A 16,420-nucleotide genomic window follows, 5' to 3' on the forward strand; every position below is an offset into this window, starting at 1 on the left:
AAGTTACGAATTCTATGAATAAGCTCGCCAATCAAGTTAGTCCTTATCTGCTTCAACATAAAAATAATCCAGTTAATTGGCAACCTTGGAGTGATGAAGCTTTACAAGAAGCATTTCAAAAAGATAAACCCATAATTTTATCTATAGGGTATTCTGCATGTCACTGGTGCCATGTGATGGAAAAGGAATCATTCGAAAATGTGGAAATAGCACAATTAATGAATGAGCATTTTATCAATATTAAAGTGGATAGAGAAGAACGGCCTGATATTGATTTTATTTACATGGATGCTATACATGCCATGGGTTTACAAGGTGGTTGGCCATTAAATGTTTTTTTAATGCCAGATCAAAAACCATTTTACGGGGGTACTTATTTTCCTAAGAATAAATGGAAAGAATTATTGAATTCTATTTCAAGCGCCTATAAAAATCATAAACTGGAATTACAAAATTCAGCGAATGGATTTGGTGAAACCTTAAATGCTGGACTGCACCTTGATTCTAAATTTGAATCTTTATTCCAATTAGAAAATATTTTACAAAATATTCGTAATCAAATTGACCCACATTTTGGTGGACTTCAAAGGGCCCCAAAGTTTCCGATGCCCAGTTTGTGGAATTTATTAGAATCTTTACCAAAATCCGTATTGAAATACTCAAATTTAGAAATTTTACAAAATTTGACCTTAGATAAAATGGCTCAGGGGGGCATTTATGATCAAGTAGAAGGTGGATTTTCTCGTTATTCAGTCGATTCCGAATGGTTTTGTCCGCACTTTGAAAAAATGCTTTATGATAACGGACAATTGATAAGCATTTACTCAAAAGCATATCAAAGAACCCAAAAGGATTTATATGCAGAGGTTATTTATCAAACTATTAACTTTCATTCCATTAAAATGAAAAGTACTAATGGATTATATTATGCCGCATTAGATGCTGATTCTGAGGGTGAAGAGGGTAAATATTATGTTTGGACATTTGAAGAACTTAATTCAATAATTCCTTTAGAACAGCATGTAAAATTTTATGAACATTTTTCAATTTCTAAAAATGGTAATTGGGAAGCTTCGAATAATATTTTGTTTAAAAAAGATGACACATTAAATGAATTATTTGAAAAAGAACTCAATATTCTTCGCCATAAAAGAAATCAACGAATTGCTCCTGGATTAGATAATAAACATATTCTTTCTTGGAATGCAATGTATTTAATTGGTTTAATTGATTCATATAAAGCTCTTGAATCTGATTTTATTTTTGAAGAATTAGGAAGTCTTTACAAATCAATTGAAAAAAATTTCTTTAACAACCATCAACTATTACACCAAACCCAATTTACTAATAAACCAATTCCCGCATTTTTAGATGATTTGGCTTTTTGGGCTTTGGCAAATGTCCGTTTGTTTTTGATTTTTTTTGACCCAGTTTATTTAAAGAATGCTGAACAAATATTGTCTGAAATTATTTCTGATTTTTATGATGAAAAAATATTTTCCTTTTCTTATTCAAATCGAAAAACCAATCAATTAATTGCCAATAAAACCGAATGGACAGATTCTGTCATACCTTCTTCAAATTCAGTTGTTGTTGAGGTATTGTTTTGGATGGGAATATTAAAAAATAATGCAGAATACACTCTTTTAGCCAAGCAAATACTTGAAAAAATCTTACCTAAGGCAATTGAAAATCCAACTTATTTTTCAAATTGGCTTCGAATTCATTGCGAATGGATTGAATTTCCGAAAATGATATTGAAAATATATGATGAAGATTTTACTTTAGAAGACAACCTTTTATCTAATGAAAATCTTGAAATTATAAAATATAAAGACGTTTCGGCTGAAAAGAAATTTATGCTATGTTGTGGTGATCGCTGTTTACAACCCACAAATTCTATTGAAGAATTAAAATCCCAATTGAATGAATTAACTATTTAATTCGACCTGGATTTTCTGACACGAATGCGCCCCATCCTTTTTTTGTTCCTTTATTGGTTGCTGTAATTGAATTGGCATGAAAGTGATGACAAATGGCAATCCCAAGTGCATCAGTCGCATCTAATAGCTTGGCATCCAATTGAATACCCGCAATTACTTCAACCATTTTTGCTACTTGTTCTTTTGCAGCATTGCCATTACCTGTAACAGATTGTTTAACTTTCTTAGGCTCATATTCGGCAATTGGAATTTCTTTTGAATAGGCTAATCCCATTAATAGGCCCTGAACCCTTCCTAGTTTTAGCATGGATTGAATGTTTTTACCAAAAAAGGGCGATTCCATTGCCATTTCATCAGGCATAAACTCTTCTAAAATACCTTTTACTCGTTCGTAAATTTTTAAAAACTTTAACCCTTGTGTGGAATATTTTTCTAAACGTAAAACTCCATATTGTAGAATGGTAATATCAGATCCCTTTACCTTAATTAATCCATAGCCCAATACATTTGTTCCAGGATCAATCCCTAAAATTATTTTTTCTGAATTTGAACTAGTATTTTGCATAGGATTTTCAAAAGGAATGTTTTTACACGCTTTACCTTCAATTATTAAAAAACTATTTCCCAAATTTTATTGGGAGATTCCTCCATTGGATCATTCAGATCGAAGAATATATTTTACCTTCGACGATGGTCCTACTCCCGAAATTACCAAATTTGTTTTAGATGAATTGAAAAAAGCTGATGCAACTGCAACTTTTTTTTGCATTGGTAAAAATATTCAAGAGAATCCTAACCTTATTACTGAAATTGTTAATGCACAATGCACTATTGGAAATCACACAATGAACCATTTAAATGCTTGGAAGGTATCTCCTAAAGAGTATTTGGAAAATATTGAATCTTGTGAAAAGTTAATAGAAGCATATGGTGCTCAAAGTGTTGGGTTTCGACCACCTTATGGCCGATTTACCCGTATATTTTATAAAAATTTTATCTCTCATAAAATTTTTATGTGGACCATTTTGACTGGCGATTACAATAAAAATTTAAATCCAGAATCTATTTTAAAAAAATGTATTCCAAAATTAAAACCCGGTCAAATAATAATTTTTCACGATAGTTTAAAAGCATTTCCCATTTTAAAAATAATATTGCCTCAACTTTTACTGGAATGTAAAAGGTTGAATTTGAAACCATCAGCCTTATGATTGATACGCACGCACATTTTTACGACGAACTTTTTTTAAATAATTGGGATAATTCCGTTGATGAAATTCAACAAGCAGGCATAAAAGAAATTTGGTTACCAAATTGTGATTCCGAATCATTTAAAGACCTTAAAATGATTTGGGATAAAAATCCAGATTTATTTAAAGCAATGGTGGGACTTCACCCTACTTATGTAAAAGAAAATTTTAAGGAAGAATTGGCATTTGTCCATAACCAATTAGCGAGTAATCAGAATATTTTAGCAATTGGTGAAATTGGTTTAGATTATTACTGGGATACTACATTTCAGATTGAACAAATTGATGCATTTGAAACTCAATGTCATTGGGCAATGGAAAATCATTTATGGATTGATATTCATTGTAGAAAGGCCTATGCTGATTTAATTAAAATTATCCGTAAAAAGGAATTTAAAGATCTAATTGGAATCGTTCATTGTTTTTCAGGAGATGCTGCTGAAGCTAAGCATTGTGTTGAAAATGGCTTTTTTTTAGGTATTGGAGGTGTAATTACTTATAAAAACTCTACCTTATTTAATGATATAAAAGATATCCCTTTAGATTATTTGGTTTTGGAAACAGATGCTCCTTATTTAACACCAGTCCCTCATCGTGGTACTCCAAACTCACCTAAATATATTCCTTTAATCGTGCGTAAAATAGCAGAACTTTATCAGGTTTCAGAGGAAGTTGTAATTGAAAAAACCACAAAAAATGCTAGCCTTTTGAAAGCTTTTTCAAATGTTCAATAGCTTTTTGAGTAGTATTGATATAATTTTCTATTACCTCTCGTAATTGAATCATTTTCTTTTTTTGAGAGGTAAAAAATTGTTGCCAAGTACCCTGAAATTCAATTTTTCCCTTCTCCATAACTGCAATTTTATCTCCTAATTGAATAACATCAATTAAATCATGCGAGATCATTAGGCAAGGTATATTCAATTGATTAATTAACTCTCTAATTTGTTGGCTGATTTCTGTTTTTTGAACAGTATCTAATTGACTAAATGGCTCATCAAGTATTAGCGCTTTAATGGGTTTACTAATGGCCTGAATGATCGACAATTTTTGTCGCTCACCTCCTGAAAGTGTCGAAATTTTTGAACCTATTAATTGTTTTATATTAAATTGATGTATTAGATTTTTAATTATTTTATCTCCTTCTTTTTTAGTCTTCTGTTGAAATAACATTTCTAAAAATTCTAATACTGTATGATTTGGTTTTAAATGTAATTTTTGAGGTACATAACCTATTTCAGGAAATTCCTTAAACAATCTATCTAAATTGGTATTTATTGATTTACCATTGATGGCAATTTCTGCAGCTTCAGAGATTGTACTTCCACTAACTAAATTGGCAATGGAACTCTTACCACTACCACTTTTCCCTATTAATGCTAAAATACTTCCTGATTTAATTTTTAGGTTAATATTATTTAAGCTAAATTGGTCATTTACTTGAAAAGACTTAATTTTTATATTTAACATCTAACCTATTTATTATGTTATTGTGTGGAATTGATTTAGGAACATCATCTATCAAAGTTAGTATCGTTGATGCATCTAAACAACAATTAATTCATTCTGTTTCATTTCCTGAAGAAGAAAATGAAATTATCTCCCCTCAACCCGGTTTTGCCGAACAATCTCCTGAGCATTGGTGGTTTTGTATTAAAGAAGGAATTAAAAAGGCAAATAGTTCAAAAAAATACAACCCATCAGATGTAATTGCAATAGGTATTTCTTATCAAATGCACGGAATGGTGATCGTAGATCAGGTCGATAAAGTTTTAAGAAATTCAATAATTTGGTGTGATTCTCGAGCAAGTCAATATGGCGATAAAGCATACAATCAGCTCGGTGCAGATTTTTGTAATTCCCATTATTTAAATACACCTGGTAATTTCACTGCCTCTAAACTAGCTTGGGTTAAGGAACATGAACCGGAAAAATTCTCTAAAATAAAACATCTTTTACTTCCAGGTGATTATGTTTCGTTTCAATTTACTGGCAATTACACCACCAGTGAATCTGCATTGTCGGAAGGTATTTTATGGGATTTCACCAAGAAATCAATTGCGACTGATTTAATGAATTATTATGGCTTTGATCATTCAATAATTCCTCCCATTCAACCAGCTTTTTCTAACCATGGACAAATTTTACAATCTATCGCTCAAGAATTAGGCTTTTCTCCAAAGGCAATTGTTGGATATAAAGCAGGAGATCAACCTAATAATGCGCTCTCATTAGGTGTTTTACATCCTGGTCAAATTGCAACAACTGCCGGTACATCTGGAGTGGTTTATGGTGTTTCAGATGAATTAAAATTTGATCCTTTATCTCGAGTAAATTCCTTTGCTCATGTTAATTATACATCTGATTTTACTAGAATTGGAGTTTTGATGTGTATCAATGGAACAGGTATTTTGAATCGTTGGATTAAACAACAATTTTATCCTAACCTAAACTATTCACAAATGAATGATTTGGGTGCTAAATCGCCAATTGGTTCCAAAGGACTCAATTGTATTCCTTTTGGAAATGGGTCTGAGCGTATTTTTAATAATAAAAATATTGGAGCTAGTTTTACCAATTTAGATTTTAATAATCATGGTGGAGCTGAAATTATTCGTTCCGCTCATGAGGGTATTGCTTTTTCAATGGTATATGGAATTGAATTAATGGCAAATGCGGGTATATATCCATCTTTAATGAAAGCTGGAAAAGCAAATATGTATTTGAGTCCAATTTTTACCCAAGCTATTGTTAATACTTCTAATGTGCCAGTGGAATTAATGGAAACAGATGGTTCCTTAGGCGCAGCATTAGCAGCAGGTGTTGGTGCAGATATTTATACAAGTGCAGATGAGGCAACCCAAAATTTAAAGGTTATTGAAACAATCATTCCAACAAGTGACTTTCAAACACTTTATCAGGATATTTATTTGAATTGGAAAGAAAATTTGAAGGTTTAAAAAGTAAAAGCCTCTCGAAATCGAGAGGCTTTGTACCCAGAGCCGGAGTCGAACCGGCACGGGATTGCTCCCACGGGTGTTTGAGACCAGCGCGTCTACCAATTCCGCCATCTGGGCAATTCAAAATTGCATTGCAAAAGTACCTTTTTATCTCTAATTAAGCAAATAATCCTTTAAAATTATTGGATTATTCGTATCGCAATGATTCAATAGGATCCATTTTTGAGGCTTTAATCGCAGGATAAATTCCTGAAAATAAGCCAACTAAAATACAAATGATAATTCCAGAAATCATCCAAAGCCAAGGGATAATAAAGCTTGCTACTCCACCACTTATTCCTTGGGCTATCAGGTTACCAATTGGAATAGCTATTAATATTCCCCCTAATCCTCCTAAAATACAAATAACAATTGCCTCAATTAAAAATTGAAGGAGAATTTTAGTTGGCGTAGCACCTAATGATTTCCGGATTCCTATTTCTCTAGTTCTTTCAGTTACTGAAACCATCATAATATTCATTAAGGCAATAGAAGCACCTAATAGCGTAATAAATCCTATAATAAATCCACCAATACGTAAACTACCAGTTATACTGTCAAAACTTTTTGCAATTGAATCAGATCTTTCTAAAGTAAACGAATCTTCTGCGCCAATTGCATCCATCCTTACTTTTCTCATAACTCCTCTAGCCTCTTCCATAAAATCATCTAGGTTGTAGATGTTTTTTGCAGATGTTGTGATATCATAGTTTAATGATCTCCCTCCCGCCATTTTCCTTCCAGTTTCTAAAGGAACCATTACCACTCGGTCATCTCCACCTCCCATCATATTTCCTTTTTTCGCTAATATTCCAACTACTTTTAATTGGATACCATTAACTGTAATATTTTTATCTAACGGAGATTCTTTTTCAAATAATTGATCAATTACATCTACCCCTAAAAGACAAACATTCTGTGCTTTTTCAAAGTCATTTTTAATGAAGTTTCTGCCCCCACCGATTTTATAATCTTTTAATTCAAGAAAATAATTATCAACTCCCCATAAACGTGTATTGGGATTAGTCTTCTTTGATTCATATTTAGCAATTGCATTTCCTGTCACACTTGTTTTTAAAGTTACTTTACCTTTATCAGCAAATGTTGCTTTATACCTTATGGCCTGTCTAAAATCAATGTTTTTATATCTTTTCTCGCGTTGCCCCTCTCTTCTAATTTGCATTAAGGGCCTATTTCTAATTTCAAAGGAATTGGCTCCAAGACTTGCAAAGGAATTATCTACACTACTTTGAATTCCGTCAATGGCGGTTAATATACCTACTAAAGCAGTTATTCCTAGGGAAATAATAAGTGCTGTTAATACAGTTCTTAATAAATTACCTTTAATTGATCTTAACCCTTCAAGTATATTTTCTTTTAAATTCATTTCTATGAAATTACAATTTAAGGCAATTTACGGGTAATATTTCAGAGTCTTTAACCAATAATCCATAGCTAGAACCATTAAAATAAATTATGCTATTTTAATTTTCTTAGGTAATAATTTCCTGCTTTGACGGTTAATAAAGAATCACAATTAACTTTTTTTGTATCTAAAAGAATATCGCCTTTTTGTGGCTTTATTACTTCACTAGAAAAAAATAGATAATCTGTGCCTTCTGGAATTGCTTGAATACCCTTTTCAAATGGATTTATGGGCGTTAATTTTCTTGTAAACTCATTTCCCCAAAGAGGATATTCATAATCATCGTTTAATGTTCCTAAGGCAACCTTTGCATTTTTAGGTACAATTTTTTCAAAGTTTAAATAGGATTTTGTAATATCTGGTCTACTTATAGTTAATGCTTCTATCCTATTTAGGTTAAATATCGATTTTTGACCATAATAATCAAATAACAAAGCCCTTCTGTGTAGTGAAATAGTGAAAAATGCTGATAACCCCACTAGAAAAATAAATCCTAAACTTGAATATTGAAATATTCTATTTTTAGTCTGCAACATTTTTTCAAATAAGACTCCTGTGATTGGCAATAAATAAATAAATGAGCTTTGCATGTATCTGCCCTTCCAAGGGTCATAAGCAGCAGTAAAGGATAAGGCTAAGAAATGTAAAATGAATGCAAAAAATAAAATACTTAATACACCCCTATTATTGATTTTTTTGGAGAATATTAACAAGAAAATGGAAAGTAAAAATATTATTGAAATAATCCCAACAATAGGGGTTCCATTAGCAAATAAGTCCCTTCGACCAAATTCGAAAGGCAAAATAGTGAAATTTGTTTCTGATACTAAACCAAGATGAAAATATTGATCAAGAAATTTAAAAGGTTCTTGACATAAATTATTTATTCTTTCAAAAGCAGGTATATTTCTTAATCCATCCAAATTAAATAAATCAGATGTATATCTGATGGTATTTCTACTTCCCTGTTTAAACAAATTACCTAGATCACCTGCTCGTTCAATGGACTGATGTTGGGTAGCTGTTTTGGGACCAATAGGATGTCCATAATTTACCATATTGGAAAGATATCCGCAAGGAGCCACAATAATAAGAAGGCTGATAAAATTTGTAATAATAATATACTTAAAATGGCGCAATGGCCTTTCGCTTCTTTTCTTATAAATAAAATAACTATACAAAATAAATAATGGAGGAAAAGAAAATACAAATGTTATCTTGTGTGCTAATGCAATAGAAAACACAATTGAGCCTAATAAAATATACCTCTTTTCGAATTGATCAAAATATGAAATTAAATAGTAGACTAAAATTGATAAATAACATGCTAAAACTATATCTGAATCAGTTGTTGTAGATTGAATAAGAGAAATAGGTATCAATAAATATATACATGAAACAATTAATCGAGTTTTAAAGGTATACCCCAATCTTTTACAAATCCCATAAAATGCAAATCCAGTAATAATATAACTTGAAAAATTTTGAAACTTAAACCAAATTTCACTCTTTTCATGTAAAAGAAATGGGTAAACTTGTTGATTGGGAAAGCTTTTAGGATATGTATCGATATTCCAATTAGTACCTATAAAATGTTTTGTATTTCCATTTTGAATAAAATATAATATTCTATTCAAATGCCCCGTCATACTGTCCCATTCGTTGGGTGGATTTACAAAATAACTAGTTAAAAGGCACAAGAATACTGAAAAAACAAAGAAAAAGAGAATCTGAAAAAATCTTTTATGAAAAAAAGATGATTCCTTAACTTCTTCAGATATTTTTTGAATATTTCCCCCTAATAATTTGAAAGTTGATTTATGATTTTCAATAAATTCAAAATTCTTAAAAAATTGATAGATTATTAAAGCAATAAAAAAGGGTAAAACACCCCATAGGATGGGGCTATACCATAAACCAATAAAGGATAAAATATAACCAGATATGCTTAAACTAGTTGAATAAATTAAAAAACCGGTAATAATAATTTCTGAAAAATTATTAGTTGAGATCTTAGAAGATATTTTAAGATTTAATAGAATAAACGATAAAAAAAGAATGAAATAAATATATCCCATTATTTTAAATTTGTTTTTAAAATTGTACAAACTTCTAAAACCTCCTCATATGTGATTTCTGAAGAAAGAGGTAAACACAAAATTCTTTTAGAAATATTTTCAGAAACCTTGCAATTTTGCCTTGAAACGAAAGGTAACAAATTGAGTGATGGATAAAAATATCTTCTTGGATAAATATTCTTTTGATTAAATTCTTTTACTACGTTTAATAAATTAGATTCTGTATCAAAGAGTACCGGAAAATAAGAATGATTTTTTTCAATATTATCATTCCATTTAAACAATTTTAAATTTGGTAAATTATTTAGTTCAGTTTGATACCAATCAAAAACTAATTTCCTATGTTCAACTATTTTATTGAAATGGTTTAAATTTACTAAACCCATTGCCGCATGAAACTCGGAAGTTTTGCCATTTATTCCAGGTAAAAAATAGTCGTCAGATTTGTGTCCAAAACTTTTTAAAAGCCTAATTTTCTCAGCTAATTTATCATCATTTGTAAAAATAGCCCCACCTTCAATAGTATGAAAAACCTTTGTGGCATGAAAACTACAAGTACTAACCGTACCATAATTAAATATAGATTTGCCTTTATAATTTACCCCAAAACAATGTGCCGCATCAAATATGATCGGAATATTATGCTCATTAGCCAAAAATTCTTGAGCTTCCAAATCACCTGCATTTCCATAAACATGAGTTGTTAAAATTGCCTTTGTTTCGGAATCTATTTTTGAGCTAATATCAGATGTCTCACAGGTTAAACTTTTCGAATTAATATCTGCAAAAATTGGTTCGCAGCCTTCCCAAATTATTGAATTTAAAGTAGCACAATAAGAAAAAGGTGTGGTAATTACTTTTCCCTTTATTTCTAAAGCCTTAATAGCCAATTGTAAAGCTATTGTACCATTTGTTACATAGATAGCATGCTTTACGCCTGTAAATTCAATTAATTTTTTTTCTAGTTCCTTTACTAAAGGTCCTTCATTCGTAACTTGTCCATTATGCCAAATTTTTTCTAAATAACTTATATATTCAGAAATTTCGGGTAAAAATGTTTTGGTTACATTAAGCATCTAATCTCAAATTTGTGGTTTGTCGAAAGTTAAAAGGAAAATTTGGACGAACATATCCTGGCCATTTTCCAAACCATACAGCGTTTTCTCTGAAATCGGCTATATCAAAGGTAATTAAATTTTCAAAGTTGTGTAGTACTATTGATTGATCCTTTACAACCATTAATGAGATCATATAATTTCCATCATTTAAATAATTCCCAGGAAATTCTAAATTACCTGTTATGATCCCATCATTCATTAATTTAGGCTCGGTTGCGATATTTAAAATACATTCACCTGTTGCTGAATATAAATGCAAACTTAAATTTAAGGTGGTATTTTTTAACTGATTCCAAAACTCAAAGGTTAGTGTAAAACTATTTCTAATATCCAGAAATTCTTGATCCTCAAACAATTTAGGCTCTAATTTACAATATTTAAGCCTAATAGCATCATTACCTGGAGCTTCATTAATAGTTGTATATTCTTGAATTAAAATATTTTTTTGGTGCTCAGCCAGATAATTATTTAGAATATTTCCAGTTTCACCAAAGGCTTTTGTTTTACCTCTTTCAAGATAAAGGGTTTTATTGCATAGGTTACTTACAGCAGTAATATTGTGACTCACAAATAAGATGGTTCTATCCTTTTTAGAAACTTCCTGCATTTTACCTAAAGATTTCTTTTGAAAATCAATATCACCCACTGCTAAAACCTCATCGACAATCAGAATATCTGGATTTAAATGAGCGGCAATTGCAAACCCCAAGCGAACATACATACCCGAACTGTATCTCTTAACAGGTGTGTCAAGGAAATTTTTAATTTGTTCTCCAGCAAAATCAATAATTTCTTCAAAATTTGAATCAATTTCATGCTTTTTCATCCCAAGAATTGCACCATTTAAATAAATGTTTTCTCTTCCTGTTAATTCTGGATGAAACCCTGTGCCAACCTCTAATAAAGAGGCAACTTTACCTTTTATAGTGACATTTCCTGAGGTTGGATTTGAAATTCTACTTAATATTTTTAATAAAGTAGATTTACCAGCACCATTATTTCCAATAACGCCTAAACGATCTCCTTGATTAATCTGAAAACTAACATCATTAAGTGCCCAAAATTCTTTTTTACCTGAATTATTGAATAAGTTTAAAATTGATTTGGTTTCTTGTGTATTGACCAAATATTTTTTAGAAATATTTTCAACTTGTAAAATCATCTTAAATATGGTCAACTAAGGTTTTTTCTTTTTTTATAAAAATAATCACTCCAATAATAAATAAAAATAACGTGACTATTAATGAAATTAAAATTAAATTGAAGTGTATGGTATAATTAGGAATTAAAAAATATCTACCTAATTCAATGATTCCTACCAAGGGATTTAAAGCATAAAAATAAGATATGTAATCTTCAAATTTTACCGATTGAATCGAATATACAACTGGAGTTAGGAAAAAACCATATTGAACAATCAAAGGGCTAACATGCTGCAAATCTCTGTATTTTATTGAATTTGAAGCAAAAAATAAACCTAATCCAAGACTCATTAAACTTAAAAAAAGCAATATTATTGGGATCCCTAAAAATAAAAAGCCAATGGGAAATCCAAAATATATACTTATTATAATATATATTATCAAGCCTAATATAAAGTCAATAAACGGAACAGCAAGCGATGCGATACCTAAAATGATTCTTGGAAAATAAACCTTTGTTACCAAATTAGTATTTGCTAAAATACTAATTGCAACATTATTAAATCCATTTGCAAAATAATTCCAAAAAATAATACCTGATAAAATAATTAATTGTACAGGTACACCATTTATTTCATTTATGTTAGCTATTTTTTTAAACATAAAAATGAAAATAATTAATGTAGCCATAGGGCGAATTATAGCCCAAAGTATCCCTAATAAAGTTTGACTGTATTTTACCTTTAAATCTCTTTGGATAAAGATGGAAATTAAATTAAATTCCTGAACTAATTCTTTAAAATAGGAAACTATGTTAATCATTTAAAAACTCCTTATAAACTCTTACAAAATATAGAAGAACAATTACTGATAATGCACCTACTAATGTTCCAAATACAGTCAAAAATCCCCATCTATAAGGATTGGTGTAGGTTGGTAAATCTGATTTAGAAATAATATTGACGAGAGGTGTTTCCTTAGCTAAGCTAAATTTATAATTATCGTAATTTCTAATTGCCTCATTATATAAACCTTGTAATTGGCTTGAATTTAGTTGAAGTCTATCAGCAGTTATTTTAGCACTTTGAAAAACAATTTGTTGATTTTGATCTGCAAATTTTGCTAACTTTCCTTGTGTGTAGTATAATGCATTTCTCAGACTATCTACTCGTTTACCTAATATTGAAACTAATTCAGCTGACTTTTTAGTTTTATTTTTAATGTATATGTCAGTTAATGAATTTAAAACATTATTTGCCCATAAATATGATAAAGTATCATTTGGAGTAATTACCTTTACTTTTCGGAAGGAAGATAAATCACTTTCTTTTTTAAAGCTTGTAATTTCCATAAAATAACTAGCTGCAAAACTTAAAGTTGATTTTTGCTCATCAGTAAGACTATCTATATTTGCTTTTTGAGGGAAATATTTACCTTTTATATTTTCGAAATACCAAATGCTTGTATGGTTTTTAATTAAATAATTTATAAATAATTCTTTTTTTCCAAAATTATTTATAGGTAGTAAAAGAGCTTTTTTATATACCACAGGCAATTTAACCAATTCTTCAAAGTTTCCATTTGAAAATATATTAGACGACTCACCGTTATTTGCAAGACCAAGTAAAGAGGATAATCCTCCCCCATCATTTCCTCCAGGTGCATCAATTGTGAAATATATTTCAGCTGAATATTTAGTTTCTTTGAATTTAAAATATTCAACTATTCCTCCCACTATTCCACCAATAATTGCTCCAGTAAGTAATGCAATGTAATTCTTTTTGAAATATGGTATGATTAACAAAAATCTTGCCACATAAAACTTAACAGAGAATTGGTCTTCTGGTAATTTCATAAATTTATTTTGTAGTTGCTTGTACTAATAAATATAAACTAATTAGACTTGTTATTGTACCCGTATAAATATTCACCATGCTTGCAACTTGCTGTGCATTTTTTGTCATAGTTGGTATAATAATTTCGGAACCAGGCTTTATTTTAGGATATGATTTAAAAATTAAAAAACTTCTTGCTCTGTCAATGTTGCCATTTGCATAAATAACATAAGCACGTTTTCTAGCAGATTTTTGAGTAAAACCTCCAGAATGATTTATATAATCTTTAAAATTAAAATTACTTTTATAGGCAACCGTTGTCGGATGTATTACTTCTCCACTAATTTTTACAGTTTGTTTTAAAATAGGAATATCTATTACATCTCCATCTTCAACTGTTAAATCATCCACCCCCCCCGGATTTTTCAATAAATTATTTAAATCAATTCCAATTTTTTCAAATTCAATGGAATTGTTTTTATCGTTTGATTTAATCTGACTTGAAGAATTGTTAAGGTTATTTAGTTGATCTTCTCTCAAACTTCTTTCAAAGTCAGACTTTTTCCTTTTTCGCAATAAACTCGCTCCTTCTAAATTTGCAATTAATGTTGGATTGCCAGCTCGAGTAATTAATGAACTTATTTTTTCATCTTTAATTTCAAGACCATAAACACCTGGATATTTTATCTCTCCTTTTACCGTTACAAATTGTTGAATTTGATAGGTAGAAGAAGACCTAATAAATACTTCATCAAAGGGCTCTAGTTTGAACTTTGATGCATTTTGATCAAGATTTAAATCCTTATTAATTGAAAATTTGAAAATTTCTCCAATTTTATTCTGAATTAAATTATCTTCAGTAAAACTCTTATTTCTTCTTACGATTTCAACAATTCCTAAATTCGCTGATTCTCGTAGACCTCCAGCCTTCAAAATTAAATCTTCAACCGTCATATTATTAATGAACGGTATGGTTAATTTATTTTGACGCTCTAACAATTTATTATTTGATTCTTCAGAAATTAAATTCGAATTAATTTCATTTTCAGTATTTAAATTATTTTCACCATTTTTATTATTTTCTTCAAATTTATTTTCATCAATTTTTTCTGATGCAGTTTGAAGCTTTGAACTTATGCTCTTTGAAGTTTTATCTGACTTATTTTTAGATTCAATTTTTGTATTAATTTCCCCATGAATTGTTACAGTAAAATTCTCCTTTAAATTGTCAATTCCAGATACAAAAATCTCATCTTCCCTTTTTAAATTAATATCTTCAGATTTTTTTGACAATAAATCATTGTAATTAACTGCAAGGTTTTCAAAGGTGTTGTCATTTTTTAAGCGCTTTATTAAAATTCTAGAAGTAAATGCATTTTCTTTGAAACCACCAGATTTACTAATTAACGAAAGTAATGTTGGACAATTTTCTAGCGAATAGTATCCTGGTCTCCAAACTTCACCAAATATATTTAATCGATTTTCATATCGATTTTCAGTAATCCCCTCTATGGAAATTTGATCACCAGCTTTTAATAAAAAACTTCCGGATAATTCTGTATTAACATCTAAAACTTTTCTTTCTTTATTAGTAAAACGAGTGATTTTAACATTTGCAGTGTAAGCATCTTCTGAAAATCCACCACCAAATAGATTGATTGCCTTCTCTAAGGTTTCGTTTTCAACAAATTCATATAGCATTGGACGTTTTATTTTTCCAATAATATTTATTCTATTTTGATACAATCCAACTTTTAAAATATCTCTATCTTCTAACGTGAAATCATTTTTTAATATCCCTCCTAATAAATAATCGTATAAATCAATTGTACCAATTACTTTATTATTTCGTATAAGTTCTATCTTTCTAAAGGTTCCTTGGGTAGTAGGACCACCTGCTAAATACAATAGATTCATTGCCTTAGCTAAGGATGGAACAGTGTAAATTCCTGGATTCTCCACTTCACCTTGTACTAAAACATTAATTTGACGAATATTTCCAAGTGTAATACTTGCATACAAGTTGGTTGCACTTGCTCCACTTCCTTCTGATTTTAAACCTAAAAATATTTTCGAAAGCTTTGAGACAATTTTACGTTTTACTTCTTGTATAGTTAATCCACCTACATGTACATTTCCTATTTTGGGAATTTTAACCGTTCCTTCTGCATTTACAGATAAAGTATAATGGTCTTCAGAGTACCCATAAATATCCACAATTAACTCATCGTCAGGTCCTACTATATAATTTGACGGAGTCGCAATTTTAAGATTTGGTTCAAAATATAAGTTTTTATTTGTGAAAATAGATTTACCGAAAATGTATTTTTGAAGCGTATCTTTTGGATTAACTTCAGAGATATAATTTTTACCACTAATAGTAAGACTATCTTTAATTGGTTTGCCAGTTCCATTATTACTTAATTCTCTAGGTTTGACATTTGGTTTTGTCGGATTTTGAAGCGTATTATTTAAATTAAGGCCATTACCTACAGGCGATAAATTGTTCATTGAATAAGGTAAGACTTGACTATATATTTTTGCTGAAACTGTGAAAAATAATATACTTAAGATTGTAAAAAAACGATTCACCTTTTTGAATTTTTGATTAGATTGCAATTTAATTGAA

Annotated in this window: 13 protein-coding genes and 1 tRNA gene; 4 read left to right on the plus strand and 10 right to left on the minus strand. The window is 29.9% G+C overall.

The genetic code is table 11. From position 1 onward, the window contains the following. The first annotated feature begins 14 nt into the window (after window positions 1-14). On the plus strand, window positions 15-1,943 hold the full coding sequence (locus tag EOJ36_RS01420; protein ID WP_127802235.1) for a thioredoxin domain-containing protein: 1,929 nt from the start codon (window positions 15-17) through the stop codon (window positions 1,941-1,943). Here the strand turns inward: EOJ36_RS01420 and ruvC are convergent. Continuing rightward, window positions 1,936-2,508 carry a crossover junction endodeoxyribonuclease RuvC gene (gene ruvC, locus EOJ36_RS01425; protein WP_127802236.1) on the minus strand — a complete coding sequence of 191 codons (573 nt, stop codon included), beginning with the start codon at window positions 2,506-2,508 and terminating at the stop codon, window positions 1,936-1,938. The genes EOJ36_RS01420 and ruvC overlap by 8 nt on opposite strands. Before the next feature lie 16 nt (window positions 2,509-2,524). Here ruvC and EOJ36_RS01430 point away from each other — a divergent pair, with 16 nt between their 5' ends. Then, window positions 2,525-3,154, plus strand: coding sequence for a polysaccharide deacetylase family protein (locus tag EOJ36_RS01430; protein WP_127802237.1), 630 nt, complete (start codon window positions 2,525-2,527; stop codon window positions 3,152-3,154). After that, a complete protein-coding gene (locus tag EOJ36_RS01435; RefSeq protein ID WP_127802238.1) occupies window positions 3,151-3,927 on the plus strand; it encodes a TatD family hydrolase in 777 nt (258 codons plus the stop codon). The genes EOJ36_RS01430 and EOJ36_RS01435 overlap by 4 nt, the downstream gene beginning before the upstream one ends. Here the strand turns inward: EOJ36_RS01435 and EOJ36_RS01440 are convergent. After that, a complete protein-coding gene (locus tag EOJ36_RS01440) occupies window positions 3,893-4,663 on the minus strand; it encodes an ATP-binding cassette domain-containing protein (protein ID WP_127802239.1) in 771 nt (256 codons plus the stop codon). The two genes, EOJ36_RS01435 and EOJ36_RS01440, sit on opposite strands and share 35 nt — an antisense overlap. A gap of 14 nt (window positions 4,664-4,677) precedes the next feature. Here EOJ36_RS01440 and EOJ36_RS01445 point away from each other — a divergent pair, with 14 nt between their 5' ends. Next, on the plus strand, window positions 4,678-6,153 hold the full coding sequence (locus EOJ36_RS01445) for a xylulokinase (protein ID WP_127802240.1): 1,476 nt from the start codon (window positions 4,678-4,680) through the stop codon (window positions 6,151-6,153). 33 nt (window positions 6,154-6,186) lie between these two features. On the opposite strand, the gene EOJ36_RS01450 is transcribed toward EOJ36_RS01445, so the two are convergent. The 8 genes from EOJ36_RS01450 to EOJ36_RS01485 form a co-directional block, all read right to left on the minus strand. Next, window positions 6,187-6,270, minus strand: a tRNA-Leu gene (locus tag EOJ36_RS01450). 70 nt (window positions 6,271-6,340) lie between these two features. Beyond that, a complete protein-coding gene (locus tag EOJ36_RS01455) occupies window positions 6,341-7,579 on the minus strand; it encodes an ABC transporter permease (RefSeq protein WP_127802241.1) in 1,239 nt (412 codons plus the stop codon). 92 nt (window positions 7,580-7,671) lie between these two features. Beyond that, window positions 7,672-9,696, minus strand: a complete 2,025-nt coding sequence (locus EOJ36_RS01460; protein WP_127802242.1) for a glycosyltransferase family 39 protein — start codon at window positions 9,694-9,696, stop codon at window positions 7,672-7,674. Then, window positions 9,696-10,772 (minus strand): DegT/DnrJ/EryC1/StrS family aminotransferase, encoded by a 1,077-nt coding sequence (locus EOJ36_RS01465; RefSeq protein WP_127802243.1) that lies wholly within the window; start codon window positions 10,770-10,772, stop codon window positions 9,696-9,698. Before EOJ36_RS01465 ends, EOJ36_RS01460 begins: the two co-directional genes overlap by 1 nt. Further along, window positions 10,765-11,976: an ABC transporter ATP-binding protein gene (locus EOJ36_RS01470; protein ID WP_127802244.1), complete on the minus strand. Its 1,212-nt coding sequence runs from the start codon at window positions 11,974-11,976 to the stop codon at window positions 10,765-10,767. The genes EOJ36_RS01465 and EOJ36_RS01470 overlap by 8 nt, the downstream gene beginning before the upstream one ends. 1 nt (window position 11,977) lies before the next feature. Continuing rightward, on the minus strand, window positions 11,978-12,778 hold the full coding sequence (locus EOJ36_RS01475; RefSeq protein ID WP_127802245.1) for an ABC transporter permease: 801 nt from the start codon (window positions 12,776-12,778) through the stop codon (window positions 11,978-11,980). Next, window positions 12,771-13,811, minus strand: a complete 1,041-nt coding sequence (locus tag EOJ36_RS01480; protein WP_127802246.1) for a hypothetical protein — start codon at window positions 13,809-13,811, stop codon at window positions 12,771-12,773. The genes EOJ36_RS01475 and EOJ36_RS01480 overlap by 8 nt, the downstream gene beginning before the upstream one ends. Before the next feature lie 4 nt (window positions 13,812-13,815). Then, window positions 13,816-16,410 (minus strand): polysaccharide biosynthesis/export family protein, encoded by a 2,595-nt coding sequence (locus EOJ36_RS01485; RefSeq protein WP_127802247.1) that lies wholly within the window; start codon window positions 16,408-16,410, stop codon window positions 13,816-13,818. Window positions 16,411-16,420: the final 10 nt, after the last annotated feature.

Source organism: Sandaracinomonas limnophila, from assembly GCF_004005965.1.
GTDB classification, from domain to species: Bacteria; Bacteroidota; Bacteroidia; order Cytophagales; family Spirosomataceae; genus Sandaracinomonas; species Sandaracinomonas limnophila.